This window comes from Morganella sp. TYF_1, assembly GCF_043105645.1.
GTDB classification, from domain to species: Bacteria; Pseudomonadota; Gammaproteobacteria; order Enterobacterales; family Enterobacteriaceae; genus Morganella; species Morganella morganii_B.
Window position 1 is genome coordinate 1 of the sequence record NZ_JBICLU010000002.1, and the last position, 15349, is coordinate 15349.

A 15349-nucleotide genomic window follows, 5' to 3' on the forward strand; every position below is an offset into this window, starting at 1 on the left:
ATAATTTCTTATCTGCCGTTCTCTTTTTTCCTGCCGGACCGCGTGTTAGCGCGTTGTTCCGTGTCAGTGGAGGTGCATTATAGGGAGTCGCTTTCAGAAGACAAGTGTTAATTTTATATTTTCTGACTGTTTGCTGCATTCCCCAGCAAAACCCCTGCTTATACCGGGTTACACACAAAGTTATCCACAGGTGGTAAAAAATCACAAAATTCACAAGCAACACGCAAACGTTTGCGTTACAATCTGCTGCATTCGTGTACCGTTGCTTTTTACTCCGGGTTTTGAAATCTTATGAGATACACCGATTTCACCTGCAACCTATTGTCATCTATTCGTTGAATTCAAGGGATCCAAACTCATGCAACAGCTTCGCCCAATCCGTCGCGCTCTGCTCAGTGTCTCTGACAAAACCGGCATCACTGAATTTGCTCAGGCTCTTTCCGCCCGTGGTGTTGAATTGTTATCAACCGGCGGTACTGCCCGCCTGCTGGCTGACGCCGGTCTGCCGGTGACTGAAGTCTCCGATTACACCGGTTTTCCGGAAATGATGGACGGACGTGTCAAAACCCTGCATCCGAAAGTACACGGCGGGATCCTCGGCCGCCGCGGCACCGATGATGAAATTATGGCGAAGCATCAGATTTCCGCTATTGATATGGTGGTTGTGAATCTCTATCCGTTTGCGGAAACCGTGGCAAAACCCGGCTGCACATTGGAAGACGCGGTTGAAAATATCGATATCGGCGGGCCAACCATGGTGCGCTCCGCCGCGAAGAACCATAAAGATGTGGCGATTGTGGTAAAAAGCAGTGACTACAGCAATATCATTGCTGAGATGGATGCCGGACAAAACAGCCTGAGTTTCGATACCCGTTTTGATCTCGCCATCAAAGCCTTTGAGCATACAGCGGCTTATGACAGCATGATCGCCAACTATTTCGGTCAGAAAGTCAAACCGTACTTCGGCGATACCACTCAGCCTTCCGGTCAGTTCCCGCGTACCCTGAATCTCAACTTCATTAAAAAACAGGATATGCGCTACGGCGAAAACAGCCATCAGAATGCCGCCTTCTATATAGAAGAGAATATTCAGGAAGCCTCCATCAGTACTGCTGTGCAGTTACAGGGCAAAGCCCTCTCTTATAATAATATTGCTGATACAGATGCAGCCCTTGAATGTGTAAAGCAGTTTGATAAACCGGCCTGCGTAATCGTCAAACATGCCAACCCGTGTGGCGTAGCCGTTGCCGATACTTTACTGACCGCCTATGACAATGCCTTCAAAACTGACCCGACCTCCGCATTCGGCGGTATTATCGCCTTTAACCGCGAACTGGATGCCAAAACGGCGGCTGAAATTATTGAACGTCAGTTTGTGGAAGTGATTATTGCCCCGTCCGTCGCGGAAGATGCGCTGCCGGTTCTCGCGGCAAAACAGAATGTCCGCGTGCTGACCTGCGGTCAGTGGCAGCATCCGGTTGCTGCCCTTGATTTCAAACGGGTGAACGGCGGCCTGCTGGTGCAGGATCGCGATCTCGGGATGGTCGGCGATAACGACCTGAAAGTGGTCAGTAAACGTCAGCCGACAGAGCAGGAGCTGAAAGATGCCCTGTTCTGCTGGAAAGTGGCGAAGTTTGTTAAGTCCAATGCCATTGTTTATGCGAAGAATAATATGACCATCGGCGTGGGTGCCGGTCAGATGAGCCGTGTTTACTCCGCGAAAATTGCCGGGATCAAAGCCGGTGACGAAGGACTGGAAGTGGCGGGATGCGCCATGGCCTCCGATGCGTTCTTCCCGTTCCGCGATGGAATTGACGCAGCCGCCGCTGTCGGTATTACCTGCGTGATCCAACCGGGCGGCTCTATCCGTGATGATGAAGTCATTGCGGCGGCAGACGAACACAATATCGCGATGATTTTCACCGGCATGCGCCATTTCCGTCATTAATACCCGGAGCTGACTTATGAATATCCTGATTATCGGTAATGGCGGACGCGAACACGCGCTGGCCTGGAAAGCTGCACAATCCCCGCTGGCAACCAATGTTTATGTCGCGCCCGGTAATGCCGGTACCGCACAGGAACCAAACCTGACCAATGTGGATATCAGCGCGACAGATATTGACGGTCTGGTCGCGTTTGCCCGTGCCAATAATATCGGCCTGACGATTGTCGGCCCGGAAGCCCCGCTGGTACTGGGTGTGGTTGATGCATTCAATGCCGCCGGTCTGACTATCTTCGGCCCGGCCAAAGGTGCCGCGCAGCTGGAAGGCTCCAAAGCATTCACCAAAGATTTTCTGGCGCGTCACCATATCCCGACAGCGGACTATCAGAACTTTACTGAGGTTGAACCGGCACTGGCTTATCTGAACAAAACCGGTGCGCCGGTGGTGATCAAAGCTGACGGCCTGGCGGCCGGTAAAGGTGTGATCGTCGCCATGACCCTGAAAGAAGCACAGGACGCGGTACATGACATGCTGGCCGGTAATGCTTTCGGTGATGCCGGGCACCGCATTGTGATTGAAGAGTTCCTGACCGGCGAGGAAGCCAGTTTTATCGTCATGGTGGACGGTAAGAATGTGGTGCCGATGGCGACCAGCCAGGATCACAAACGGGTCGGTGACAATGACACCGGGCCGAACACCGGCGGCATGGGCGCTTACTCCCCAGCACCGGTAGTGACCGATACCGTTCATCAGCGGGTGATGGAAAAAGTGATTTATCCGACTGTTGAAGGTATGGCGGCGGAAGGTCATACCTATCAGGGCTTTTTATACGCCGGGCTGATGATTGATGAACACGGCGAGCCGAAAGTGATTGAATTTAACTGCCGCTTTGGTGACCCGGAAACCCAGCCGATTATGATGCGGTTACAATCAGATCTGGTTGAGCTCTGCCTGGCCGGTGCACAGGGAAAACTGGCGGGAAAAACCTCACAGTGGGATCCGCGTCCGGCGCTTGGTGTGGTGATGGCAGCCGGTGGTTATCCGGGGGATTACCGCAAAGGTGATGTGATCAGCGGACTGGATGTTCAGGAAGCAGACTGCAAAGTCTTCCAGGCCGGAACGGCGCTGAAAGAAGGTGCGGTTGTCACTGACGGCGGCCGGGTGTTGTGTGTGACGGCACTGGGTGAGGATATTGCTCAGGCGCAGAAGCAGGCTTATGCCGCACTGAAACATATTCACTGGGATGATGCATTTTGCCGCAGTGACATCGGTTACCGTGCCATTGACCGCCTGAATAAGTAAACGGCGTTAATAACCTGCGGGAGATTTACAGTGAATCTTCCGTAGGTTCCCATTTACAGAAGTTATCATTTGCCGCCAGCAGTATTTCCCGTCCTTCCGGTGAATCCAGCCATGCAATGTAGATAGGTGATGCACTGCTGCGCTGACGCTTCGCCAGGAACCGCTCTGTTTCCGCATCAAATTCAATATACGATTTATTACCCCGGCAATCCGTGACATAGTTGTCGCGCCACTGCCCCTGCTTCAGCCGGATATCACCGACCACCAGTGCGCTGTTAAGCATCAGCTGCCTGTCAGCCACAAAGGTCATCCGCGTGATTTCATCCGTGGTCAGCGGGGATTTATGCCCGTCTTTATCACGCTGCATAAAGATGGTATTGCCCTCGTGATCCAGCCGTATCTGTTCAGAGAAACCGTTATCACCCAGATATTCTGCGCGGATCTGCCAGAGCCTGCCCCTGCGGTATTCATAAACGGTGACGACAGTCTGCTGTCCGCTGCGGTAAGGACTGAAAACACTCATCAGGACACGGGGTTGGTTGTCGGCGTTGAGACGCCACATTCTGACAGCGCCGTCATCCGCGATATAGCCGGATGCGCTGAAGGGAGGAAACTCAGACTGAACAGAGCAGGCGCTGAGCAATGAGCCAAAACCCAATGCAAGCAGCCCCTGTCTGATCAACAAAAGGGGACGAAATCCCCCTCTATCAATCTGTTTTTGCAACGCAATTATTTTACTGCGTCTTTCAGTGCTTTACCGGCAGTGAAAGCAGGCACGTTTGCTGCTGCAATTTTGATTTCTTTACCGGTCTGCGGGTTACGGCCAGTACGCTCTGCACGATGGTTAACTTTAAAAGTACCGAAGCCAACTAATTGTACAGCATCGCCTTCTTTCAGAGAGTCAGTGATGGCCGCCAGAGTTGATTCCAGCGCTGCTTTAGCTTGTGCTTTAGACAGCTCTGCTTTTTCTGCGATAGCATCAATCAATTGAGTCTTATTCATAAAATATCCTTACAGTGTGTTTATCGTTTGCAAAGCATCGAGTGCGTCGGATGTGCCTTTTGACAGCCCTGATACACGCGCCCCGATAGCCACTTCTTTTCGCCCCCCACTGTAGACCAGAGACGGGGCAAATGTGAAGCCTTTAACACCGGCATTTATAGGCTTAAATCACGTTTTTTGATTTAATCGCCTAAACTAACGCCAATATTGCTGATCCCCGCATCACGGAGATCGGATTTCAAGCCTTTTATCAACTCAATATCGCGCTCTTCGCAGGCGGCCAATAAGCGGTAAATTTCCCACTGAATGTCCCACTCTTCTTCCACGGCGGGCAATTCATTTAATTCGTCGTCGGACATTTCGCGTCCGGCGTGTGTCATTTCCAGTACCGCGACAGTGCCGACAGAAATCTCACTGACCGCAATCGCATGCTCCAGTGTTTCCCCGCTCAGGCGGGTATGGATAAGCTCACTGAGTGCCGCGCAGGCATCAATCGCCGGATACACACCGTAAATATCATAGTTATCTGCATCAGGGATGACATCTTCCAGCTTTTCCAGCTGGTTATCAAAGTTCACTTTTGCGTCTTTGACGGTCAGGATTTCCCAGATGAGATCCAGAATACGCCGGTAAAGCGATGGATCGGTAAACCCGGTCTGCTGACAAAAAACGGCATAATTCGGGTACATTCTCTCGCACAGACAGGCCGTGAAAGTGAGATGCTGCCAGCTTTCCAGTTTTTCCAGCCGTAAGTGGATCGGGTTCTTTAACATTCCGCTTTACTCGTTACTCTGATGTGAGCCGCAGTTTACCTGAAAATCCATGATATCCACATCTTTACGTGGAAAATCGGGAAATTTCTGTTTCAACCGGACAAAAAATGTTCGATTTGAGGCAATACCATCAGCCCAGCGGGTCGGTTCCGGCAGGCGGTAACCGCGTGTCAGGGCTTTTACCCAGGTCAACGCGGTATTGATGCTCATATGATGACCGGGGGAAATGAACAGCGGATTACAGCGGTTTTTGCTGCGCCAGACCCAGCCGAGCGGCTCACCGTTGTCTGTCAGCAGTGACTGCGCCCCGGCCTCTTCCGCCAGCGGTTCAAATGTGCCGCATAACCGGCTTTTGGCCACACCGATGGCGGGTAAGTCCAGCAACACCCCGAGGTGACCGGCAACACCGAGACGGCGGGGATGGGCACGGCCCTGCCCGTCCACCAGCACCAGATCCGGTTTTAACGTCAGTTTCTCCCACGCGGCAAGGGCAGCGGGAATTTCACGGAAGGAGAGCAGCCCCGGGATATAGGGCAGTTGGGTGGGAATACGGGCGGTCTGATACTCCGCCACTTCCAGCTCAGGCCAGGTGAGGATCACCACAGCAGCCCGGGTGATGTTTCCCCCGTCCTCAAAGCCGACATCCACCCCCGCAATATAGCGGGGATTGAGAGGTACATCCTGCAAACTGACCTGTTGTGCCAGTTCCGTCTGCCGGGCTTTCAGGGCGCGGGTGTCAATGGCTGTCATGGTGACCTCCGTGATCTGTCAGTGATCAGCCCTGATGATATTTGGCTGACAGGCGGTGTACCGATTCAACGAATGCACCGGCATGCTCAGGCGGAACATCCTGGTGGATGCCGTGCCCGAGGTTAAACACATGACCCTCGCCCTGCCCGAACCCGGCCAGAATGGATGCCACTTCCGCTTCAATACGGGCAGGTGATGCATAGAGCATGGACGGATCCATATTACCCTGTAAGGCCACTTTATTACCGACGCGGCGGCGGGCATCCGCGATATCCATGGTCCAGTCGAGCCCCAGCGCATCACAGCCGGTTTCCGCCATGGCTTCCAGCCACTGTCCGCCGCCTTTGGTGAACAGAGTAACCGGCACACGGCGGCCATCGTTTTCGCGGATCAGGCCATCGACAATTTTGTGCATGTAATTGAGTGAAAACTCACGGTAATCACGCCCGGTCAGCACACCGCCCCAGGTGTCGAAAATCATCACGGACTGCGCACCGGCTTTAATCTGCGCGTTGAGATAGAGGATCACGCTGTCCGCCAGTTTATCCAGCAGCAGGTGCAGGGTCTGCGGTTCGGCATACATCATCTTTTTGATTTTGGTAAAGGCTTTGCTGCTGCCGCCTTCCACCATATAAGTCGCCAGTGTCCACGGGCTGCCGGAAAAACCGATCAGCGGCACATCACCGTTCAGGGCTTTGCGGATGGCGCGCACGGCATTCATGACATAACCGAGTTCCTGCTCCGGGTCCGGCACCGGCAGTTTTTCAACATCGCGGGCATTCTGGATCGGATGCACAAAGCGCGGCCCTTCGCCGGTTTCAAAATAGAGCCCGAGGCCCATCGCATCAGGAATGGTGAGAATATCGGAAAAGAGAATGGCCGCATCCAGCGGGAAACGACGCAGCGGTTGCAGGGTGACTTCACAGGCCAGTTCGGTGTTTTTGCACAGCGCCATAAAATCCCCCGCCTGTTCGCGGGTGGCTTTATATTCAGGCAGATAACGCCCGGCCTGGCGCATCATCCACACGGGGGTGACATCCACCGGCTGACGCAGTAATGCCCGCAGATAGCGGTCGTTTTTCAGTTCACTCATGACAGACTCCAAAAAGTTGTTGGCCGCGTAACGTATTGACGTCCTGAATAAAACCCATTGTAGCACGCCTGCCGCCCGGGGTCAGGGCGGTGTTATGCGTCTTCGTCATCCTGACGGCACAGTGCAACCGTATCTTCAATCAGACGGCGGGCAATGGTATCCGGCGGCGGAATAACCGGCAGATTATCATAGCGGTACCAGTCTGCACTGAGCAGTTCTGACGGATCGTGATGAATTTCACCGTCTGCATAATCCGCCAGGAATCCCATCATCAGCGAGTGCGGGAACGGCCACGGCTGCGAGGAGACATAACGGATATTCTGAATCTCAATCCGGCTCTCTTCCATCACCTCACGGGCAACGGCTTCTTCCAGGGTTTCACCGACTTCGACAAACCCGGCGAGCACGGTAAACAGCGGCGCGCTTTTGTGGCGGCGGTGCTGTGCCAGCAGAATAGAGTCATGACGGCGGATGCCGACAATAATACACGGCGCTATCTGCGGATAGTAACGCTCGCGGCAGCTGTCACACAGACACGCCCATTCACTTTCACTGTATTTCATGGCTGCGCCGCAATAGCCGCAATAGCGGTGCGAGCGGTAAAATTCCGCCAGCTGCACGCCGCGTCCGGCCATTTTGAAGAGATCATCATTCTCTGCGGCAATAATGCGCGGCGAACACATATCGGAACGCATTTTTTCGCGGATCAGCCAGACCGGCAGCCCCTGCCACTCCCCGATACGCACCGCCGGTTTCCCGGTCAGCATCCATTGCGCCGCACTGCCCTCCGGCAGTTGTCCTTCCGGCAGCCAGACGCGGTTATCCGCGCTGATCACCCAGTAGCCGGTTTCATTGCCTGTTAAAATCTGCTGCATAATAGAGACATCATGTTAATGAAATAATAATGGATTAAATCATACTCCCTTTGCCGGGAGAATACTCAGCATAACGAGGGATGCATTTCCCTGTCACCCGTCTGTCAGAAAAGTGTCACACGGGTGTCAGTTGCCTGTCACAAACACGTCATACCCTAGCCTCACCACTGATACTGAATCAGTTAACTGACGAGGGTTTTATGACACGTTTTCCTGCTGCCAAAATATTGCTGACCGCCGTTGCTGTTTCCGCCTCTTTCTCTGCATTCTCTGCCGGACAAAATACCATTCCTGAAGAACTGATTGCCGCAGCCAAAAAAGAGGGCGTGGTTTACAGTGTCGGAATGCCGGATACCTGGGCCAACTGGAAAGGCACTTGGTCTGATCTTGAAAAGCTCTACGGCATCCGCCATCAGGATACCGATATGAGCTCCGCCCAGGAAATTGCCAAATTCGCCGCTGAAAAAAGTAATGCCACCGCAGATATCGGGGATGTGGGTGCCGCCTTCGGCCCTGTCGCCGTACAGAAAGATGTGGTGCAGCCTTACAAACCGACCACCTGGGATCAGATCCCGGATTGGGCAAAAGATAAAGACGGTAACTGGGCGCTGGCCTATACCGGCACTATTGCATTTATCATCAATAATGATCTTGTCAAAGAACAGCCGAAAAGCTGGGCTGATCTGCGCAACGGTAACTACCGCGTGACAATCGGTGATGTCGGTATCGCGGCGCAGGCTAACAGCGGCGTGCTGTCTGCGGCCTTTGCCCTCGGCGGTAATGAAACCAATATCCAGCCTGCCATTGAGTTGTTTGCTGATCTCGCCAAGCAGAAGCGTTTATCCCTGAATGACCCGAGCGTGGCCAACCTGGAGAAAGGGGAAGTGGAAGTGGCGGTAATGTGGGATTTCAACGCCCTTAACTACCGCGACCAGATTGATGCCAAACGCTTTACCGTGGTGATCCCGTCTGACGGCTCTGTCACCTCCGGTTACACCACCATCATCAACAAATATGCGAAGAACCCGAACGCCGCCAAACTGGCGCGTGAATTTATCTTCAGTGATAAAGGACAGCTCAACCTGGCCGAAGGCTATGCCCGCCCTATCCGCGCCGCACACCTGACTTTACCGGACGATATCAAAGCCAAACTGCTGCCGGAATCCCAGTACAGCAACGCCAAACCGATTACTGATTTTGACGGCTGGGAAAAAACCTCCCGCCAGTTGCCGAAACTGTGGCAGCAGAACGTTATCATCAACATGAATTAACGGAATGACAATGAATAACCCAGTTATCCTGGTTGTTCTGGATGGCTTAAACTACCGCACAGCCCATGATTGCATGGGCTTTATGCAGGGGTTAGCCGAATCCGGGGACGCCACACTGTACCGCCTGAGCTGTGAACTGCCCTCGCTCTCCCGCCCGCTTTATGAATGCATTCTGACCGGTGTGCGCCCGGTTGACAGCGGTGTGGTGCACAATCAGGTGGTGCGCCTGTCACACAACGACAGTATTTTCTCCCTCGCACAAAAAGCCGGAAAAACCACCGCTGCCGCCGCTTATCACTGGGTCAGTGAGCTGTATAACCGTGCCCCGTTTGATGCAGTCCGTGACCGTTTCACTCACGATGATTCGCTTGCGATACAACACGGCTGTTTTTATCAGGTGGATCATTATCCGGACGACCATTTATTTCTCGATGCGGAATATTTGCGCCGTCACTACCACCCCGACTTCCTGCTTATTCACCCGATGAATATTGACGATGCCGGTCATAAGTACGGTGTCGATTCACAGCAGTACCGCAACAGTGCCCGCCGTGCAGACGGCCTGCTCTCCGCGTATCTGCCCGGCTGGCTGGAGGCCGGTTATCAGGTGCTGGTGACCAGTGATCACGGCATGAACAATGACCGCTCTCACGGCGGGATTCTGGATGAAGAGCGCACCGTCCCGCTGTTTGTTGCCGGTGACGCCTTCTCTCATGAGGCCGATCTTCCGGTGCAGCAGACACAGCTGTGCGGCACCATCTGCCGGTTGCTCGGCCTGAGCGGGCACAACAAAACCGCTGTACCGCGCCTGCTGCGGGAGACGCAACATGGCTGATATTCTGCCGGAGCTGACCGCGATGAAAAGTAAGCAACATACCCGCCCCCTGTCACGCCGTCTGCCGCTGAAACCGATGCTGTTACTGCTTCCTGCCGCGCTGCTGTTCGCGCTTTTCCAGCTTGCGCCGATGTTATGGGTGATTATCAACAGTTTCGTGTATGACGATGCCTGGTCATTCGGTAACTTTACCGACATCTTCAGCAGCCCTTTTTATATTCAGTCCTTTGAAAATACCCTGTGGATTTCCGGGGTATCGTCAGTCGGCGGGCTGATCCTCGCCGCACTGTTTGCCGCTTCCTTACAGCACGCCCCGCCGCGCCCGCGCCGCTGGCTGATCGCATTTACCAATATGACCGGCAATTTCAGCGGTGTGCCGCTGGCGTTCGCTTTCATCATCATTCTCGGCGTCAACGGAGCCATTACCCTGCAACTGAAAGCCTGGGGGGTGATTGAGGATTTCAATCTGTACAGCGCCGCCGGACTGATGCTGATTTACCTCTATTTTCAGATCCCGCTGGGAATTCTGCTGCTCTATCCGGCCTTTGATGCCCTGAAACCGGAATGGGAGGATGCCGCCAAAACCATGGGTGCCGGTCGCCTCGCCTACTGGCGCTATGTTGCGCTGCCGGTGCTCTCTCCGGCGCTGCTCGGCACCTTTATCATCCTGTTTGCCAATGCCGCCGGGGCTTATGCCTCCACTTATGCGCTGACCACCGGGAACTACAATATGGTGACCATCCGTATCGCCAGCCTGGTGTCCGGCGACCTGTTCCTGGAGCCGAATATGGCGGCGGCACTGTCTGTTCTGCTGATGGTTATCCTCGGATTCATCACTACTGTCTATCACTGGCTGCTGAAACGGAGTTACCATGCCACGTGCTGATCTCACACTTAATCCGCCGTCCATGGCGCGTTATCACAAAATCATGCTCAGCCTGATTGTGATCCTGCTGCTGTTGCCGATTATCGCGACCCTGCTGTATTCCTTCTCCACCCGCTGGGGAGCCACGGTACTGCCGGACGGCCTGACGTTACAGTGGTATCTGAAGCTGTGGCAGGATCCGCGTTTTCTCGCCGCGTTCGGCCGCTCGCTGTTTATCTGTTTTGTCACGCTCGCCATCAGCACCCTGGTGATCCTGCCGCTGGTGTTTGCCGTGTTTTATTACTTCCCGCGACTGAAAGGGCTGATGGAGATCCTGATTATTCTGCCGTTCGCCGTGCCGCCGGTGGTCTCTTCTGTCGGCTTACTGCAGCTGTTTGCTGACGGGCCGCTGCCGATTGCAGGGACGCCGTGGATCCTGATCGGTACCTATTTCACCATCACCCTGCCGTTTATGTACCGGGCGCTGGCTAACAGTCTGAACGGCGTGCCGCTGAAAGATCTGCTGGATGCTGCCCATCTGCTCGGTGCAGGGACTTTTAAAGCGTTTCTGCTGGTGATCGTACCGAATATCCGCAAAGGGTTGCTGGTGTCACTGCTGATCGCCTTCTCCTTCCTGTTCGGCGAGTTTGTGTTTGCTAATATCCTGGTCGGTACCCGTTACGAAACCCTGCAAATCTATCTCTATAACATGCGCCAGACCAGCGGTCACTTCACCTCCGCTCTGGTGGCAAGCTACTTTATTTTCACCCTGATCCTGACCCTGATCGCGACACGCTTAAGCCGCTGAGGAATCACTGATGAGCTATGTAATTGCTGAAAACCTGACAAAATCCTTTGCTGCCACCCCGGTCTTTTCCGGTCTGAATTTTTCTGTCAGCAAAGGGGAATTTATTACCCTGCTCGGCCCGAGCGGCTGCGGTAAATCCACCCTGCTGCGTTGTCTCGCTGGGCTGGAGCCGGTCAATGATGGAAGAATTTATGTGAATAAACAGGATATTACGTTATCACCGCCACAGCAGCGGGAAATCGGCATGGTATTTCAGAGCTATGCGCTGTTCCCGAATATGACCACCGAACGCAACATTGCCTTCGGCCTGAAGATGCAGAAAGTCCCGGAAGATGAACAGCGCAAAGCCGTTGCAGAGGTGATTGAGCTGGTCGGTCTGAAAGGAAAAGAACAGCATCTGCCGCATCAGCTTTCCGGCGGTCAGCGCCAGCGTGTGGCACTGGCACGGGCACTGGTGATGAAACCGCGCATCCTGCTGCTGGATGAACCACTTTCCGCACTGGATGCGCAAATCCGCAAACATCTGCGTCAGCAAATCCGTCAGATCCAGCGCGAACTGAATCTGACCACCATTTTTGTCACTCACGACCAGGAAGAAGCGATGCTGATGTCGGACCGTATCTTCCTGATGAACAAAGGTGAAATCGTGCAGAGTGATACCGCCGAAAACCTCTACACCCAGCCTGCCAATGAGTTTGTCGCGCGTTTTATGGGGCATTACAATCTGGTCAGCGCGCACAACGCCAACAGCCTGCTCGGCCTGAATCTCAGCGGTATTGTGGCGATCCGCCCGGAATCCATTTATGTGCGTGAGGCCGGAAGACAATACGGGGAACACATTTCCCACCCGGTTTCAGGTACAATCCGTGACAGTCAGTTACTGGGCAATATTATCCGTTATCAGGTGGATACCGGACTGGGCGCGCTGACCGTGGATCTGCTGAACCGCTCTTCTGAGCGGCTGTTTGAACAGGGCACTCAGCTGGAACTGATGTTCAATAAAAATGAAATCCGCGCCCTTGCCCCGTCAGTCAATTAAAGGAACGTCATGTCAACATTAGCGGTTTTCGATCTCGATCACACCTTAATCGCTGCAGACAGCAGCCTGTTATGGACAGATTATCTGTGGGAAAAAGGCATTATCACTGATCCGGCCTTTCTTGCCGCAGATAAGCAGATGATGGCGGATTACAGTGCCGGGAAGCTGGATATGGCCGCGTATATGGCCTTCAGTCTGAAGGCGTTGGGTAATGCCACCGTTGCACAGATTGATGAGTTGGTGGCTGATTTTACCGAAAGCAAAGTGCGCCCGCTGGTCTACCCGGATGCGCTCAAAACCCTCGCGTTTTATAAAGAACACGGCGTGCCGGTGATCATCATTTCTGCCACCGCCGATTTTATTGTCAAACCGGTGGCGAAGATGCTGGGAGTGAATCTGGCCTTTGGTATTGAGCTGGAAGTCCGGGATGATCACTACACCGGCGCATTGCAGGGGATCACCACCTTCCGGGAAGGGAAAGTGGAAAAACTGGCTAACTTTTTGGATATTCGCCAGTTTTTACCGGAACGTACGATCTTTTATACCGATTCCGCCAACGATTTACCCCTGTGCCGCTATGCCACCGATGTGCTGACGGTCAACGCCGACCCGGTATTGCAGGCAGAAGCAGAAAAACAGGGTTGGATGCAGCTGACGTGGTCGCTAAACCCAATAAACGGCTGATCTGCCTGCCTGTCACTGATAAATACGATACCCGCTGCCGGAGATACGGCAGCGGATATCAGCCGGATCAGGCCGCGTTGCTTCCCAGCCTGAATTGGGTCATGACCTGCATCAGTTGTCCCGCCTGCTGATGCAGGCTTTCCGCTGCCGCCGCATTTTCAACCACCAGCGCGGCATTCTGCTGTGTGACTTCATCAATCTGCTGTACCGCAATGCCGACCTGCAAAATACCCTGAGACTGTTCATTTGCCGCCAGCGTCAGTTCGTCAATCATCTGACTGACGCCCTGGGTCTGAGTAACAATCACCTGCATCGATTCACCGGCTTCTGCCACCAGCTTGCTGCCTGCATTCACCTGCTCAACGCTGGCATTAATCAGATTTTTTATCTCACCGGCCGCCTGTGCACTCCGTTGTGCCAGTGTCCGGACTTCGCCGGATACCACCGCAAAACCGCGCCCGTGTTCGCCGGCACGTGCGGCTTCCACCGCCGCGTTCAGTGCCAGGATATTGGTCTGGAATGCAATGGAATCAATCACGCCGATAATGTCAGTGATTGTGCGGGAAGAGTTTGAGATATCCTGCATGGCATGAATAACCAGATCCACTTTCTCACCACCGTGACGGGCGGTTTCGGACGCTTCCGCTGCCATCATATTCGCTTTTGCCGCGATCTCCGCACTGCTTTTTACCGTGGCAGATAACTGTTCCATTGATGCTGCGGTCTGCTGCAGACTGCTGGCCTGAGATTCAGTACGCTGGCTCAGATCCGCATTACCGCTGGTTATCTGCATTGTGCCGGTCACAATGCTGTCACTGTTATTACGCACCGTGCCGACGATACCGGCCAGGTTCCTCTGCATTGCCTTCAGGGTACTCAGCACACTACCGTCCGGAACCGGATGCGTTTCATCGGACGGCGACAGATCACCGGAGGCCACCCGTTCAGCCACTTCTTTCAGTTGTGCGGGTTCAGCACCCAGCGCACGGGTCAGATTGCGGATAATCATCACCCCGGAGACAATCGCCAGCGTTAACGCCAGCAGCGCGAACACCAGAATAATATTGCTCTGGCGCTCAAAATTGGTATTAAATTCCTGAATAAGCTGATTACCGGTTTCCGTGCCGTGATCGCGGCTGGCACGGAATGACAGGATATAGGCATCCGAGGCCGCATATTCGGCATCCATCATTTTCGCAATCGCCTCCTCATGCCGTCCCTGCTGATCGAGTTCAAGCACTTCCCGGGTCACGGCGGCATAGTGTTTTTCATCCGCTATCATCTTATCAAGCAACGCCCGCCCCTGCGGATCCATGCCGAACTCATTGACCATATCCAGCAGCGCCTGCGTTCTCTTACTGACTTTCCCGTCTTCTTCTTTAAAACGGTTCAGTTCTTCTGTTTTATCTTTCTTATCAGTTGCATTGATCATATCCCGCAACATGATCGCCCGCTCTTCCGTCGCATGGCGGACTTCATACGCCTGAACCTGAAGTGCATATGTCCCGTTAACGTAATTCGTGAACATCTCTTTGTCTTTATACAGGTTCATCACCGCCATTCCGGAAACCAGCGCCAGAATGGCGATCAGAACACCGAATGTGACAGATAACCTGACCCGGATCGTCATATTTTTAAGATTCATTTTTTTTCCTGATGCAGAAAGCAATCAATAAGGCCAATAAATAACCAATTGTTTTTTCTTAATATGCCGTAATAAGGCACGCCGACAGAAAACATCGGCAACTGACCGGAAATTATCAGTTTTAATTTAATTTTTTTTATCTTTAGCCGCAGCGGCGTAACCGCTGAATATCAGGGAGGATGACCGGGAATGCTTCAGGTAAATAAATGATGTTATAAAAAGGTTGTAGTTTCCGGGCAGCTTCTTATACTGAAATCTTTCTTGTCGGAGTGCCCAGCATTTATCCCTGTGATAAATCGGGCTGAGACCGTTAATTCGGGATCCGCGGAACCTGATCGGGTTAGTACCCGCGAAGGGAACAAGAGTAATCTTTTCTTTTTTAACCGCCGTTTTTCAGCCGCCGCCATGCGCGGTTTATCAGCAGCCGGTTATCACGCATTACTCCTGACGCACCTCCAGAC

15 protein-coding genes and 1 riboswitch are annotated in these 15349 nt (G+C 53.4%); of the genes, 8 read left to right on the plus strand and 7 right to left on the minus strand.

Annotated elements, in window-relative coordinates:
* The first annotated feature begins 358 nt into the window (after positions 1 to 358).
* Positions 359 to 1948 (plus strand): bifunctional phosphoribosylaminoimidazolecarboxamide formyltransferase/IMP cyclohydrolase, encoded by a 1590-nt coding sequence (gene purH / locus ACF8OF_RS00710; RefSeq protein WP_262868440.1) that lies wholly within the window; start codon positions 359 to 361, stop codon positions 1946 to 1948.
* Positions 1949 to 1964: 16 nt separating this feature from the next.
* Entirely contained in the window at positions 1965 to 3248 is a 1284-nt protein-coding gene (gene purD / locus ACF8OF_RS00715; protein WP_392495391.1) for a phosphoribosylamine--glycine ligase, read from the plus strand.
* A gap of 25 nt (positions 3249 to 3273) precedes the next feature.
* On the opposite strand, the gene ACF8OF_RS00720 is transcribed toward purD, so the two are convergent.
* The 6 genes from ACF8OF_RS00720 to nudC form a co-directional block, all read right to left on the minus strand.
* Positions 3274 to 3906 (minus strand): DUF1481 domain-containing protein, encoded by a 633-nt coding sequence (locus tag ACF8OF_RS00720; protein ID WP_392505286.1) that lies wholly within the window; start codon positions 3904 to 3906, stop codon positions 3274 to 3276.
* Between the two features lie 71 nt (positions 3907 to 3977).
* Entirely contained in the window at positions 3978 to 4250 is a 273-nt protein-coding gene (hupA, locus tag ACF8OF_RS00725; protein ID WP_046895341.1) for a nucleoid-associated protein HU-alpha, read from the minus strand.
* A gap of 182 nt (positions 4251 to 4432) precedes the next feature.
* A complete protein-coding gene (locus ACF8OF_RS00730; protein ID WP_025154564.1) occupies positions 4433 to 5023 on the minus strand; it encodes a YjaG family protein in 591 nt (196 codons plus the stop codon).
* A 6-nt stretch (positions 5024 to 5029) separates the two neighbouring features.
* Entirely contained in the window at positions 5030 to 5773 is a 744-nt protein-coding gene (nfi, locus tag ACF8OF_RS00735; RefSeq protein ID WP_279800426.1) for a deoxyribonuclease V, read from the minus strand.
* Positions 5774 to 5798: 25 nt separating this feature from the next.
* Complete coding sequence (gene hemE / locus ACF8OF_RS00740) at positions 5799 to 6866, minus strand: uroporphyrinogen decarboxylase (protein WP_392495393.1); 1068 nt, start codon at positions 6864 to 6866, stop codon at positions 5799 to 5801.
* A 92-nt stretch (positions 6867 to 6958) separates the two neighbouring features.
* Positions 6959 to 7741, minus strand: a complete 783-nt coding sequence (gene nudC / locus ACF8OF_RS00745; protein ID WP_029991326.1) for an NAD(+) diphosphatase — start codon at positions 7739 to 7741, stop codon at positions 6959 to 6961.
* 200 nt (positions 7742 to 7941) lie between these two features.
* Here nudC and ACF8OF_RS00750 point away from each other — a divergent pair, with 200 nt between their 5' ends.
* Genes ACF8OF_RS00750 through ACF8OF_RS00775 form a run of 6 tightly spaced genes read left to right on the plus strand, consistent with a single transcriptional unit; the run spans position 7942 to position 13243 of the window.
* Positions 7942 to 9012, plus strand: coding sequence for an ABC transporter substrate-binding protein (locus tag ACF8OF_RS00750; RefSeq protein ID WP_279800429.1), 1071 nt, complete (start codon positions 7942 to 7944; stop codon positions 9010 to 9012).
* A 10-nt stretch (positions 9013 to 9022) separates the two neighbouring features.
* Complete coding sequence (locus tag ACF8OF_RS00755) at positions 9023 to 9847, plus strand: alkaline phosphatase family protein (protein ID WP_392495394.1); 825 nt, start codon at positions 9023 to 9025, stop codon at positions 9845 to 9847.
* A gap of 22 nt (positions 9848 to 9869) precedes the next feature.
* Entirely contained in the window at positions 9870 to 10733 is an 864-nt protein-coding gene (locus tag ACF8OF_RS00760; RefSeq protein WP_392495411.1) for an ABC transporter permease, read from the plus strand.
* Positions 10720 to 11520 (plus strand): ABC transporter permease, encoded by an 801-nt coding sequence (locus ACF8OF_RS00765; RefSeq protein WP_392495395.1) that lies wholly within the window; start codon positions 10720 to 10722, stop codon positions 11518 to 11520. The genes ACF8OF_RS00760 and ACF8OF_RS00765 overlap by 14 nt, the downstream gene beginning before the upstream one ends.
* Positions 11521 to 11530: 10 nt before the next feature.
* Positions 11531 to 12559, plus strand: coding sequence for an ABC transporter ATP-binding protein (locus tag ACF8OF_RS00770; RefSeq protein WP_108655612.1), 1029 nt, complete (start codon positions 11531 to 11533; stop codon positions 12557 to 12559).
* A gap of 9 nt (positions 12560 to 12568) precedes the next feature.
* A complete protein-coding gene (locus ACF8OF_RS00775; RefSeq protein ID WP_392495396.1) occupies positions 12569 to 13243 on the plus strand; it encodes an HAD family hydrolase in 675 nt (224 codons plus the stop codon).
* A gap of 67 nt (positions 13244 to 13310) precedes the next feature.
* Here ACF8OF_RS00775 and ACF8OF_RS00780 read toward each other — a convergent pair whose 3' ends face one another.
* Positions 13311 to 14888 carry a methyl-accepting chemotaxis protein gene (locus ACF8OF_RS00780; RefSeq protein WP_392495397.1) on the minus strand — a complete coding sequence of 526 codons (1578 nt, stop codon included), beginning with the start codon at positions 14886 to 14888 and terminating at the stop codon, positions 13311 to 13313.
* A 255-nt stretch (positions 14889 to 15143) separates the two neighbouring features.
* Positions 15144 to 15263, plus strand: a riboswitch (TPP riboswitch).
* Positions 15264 to 15349 lie beyond the last annotated feature (86 nt).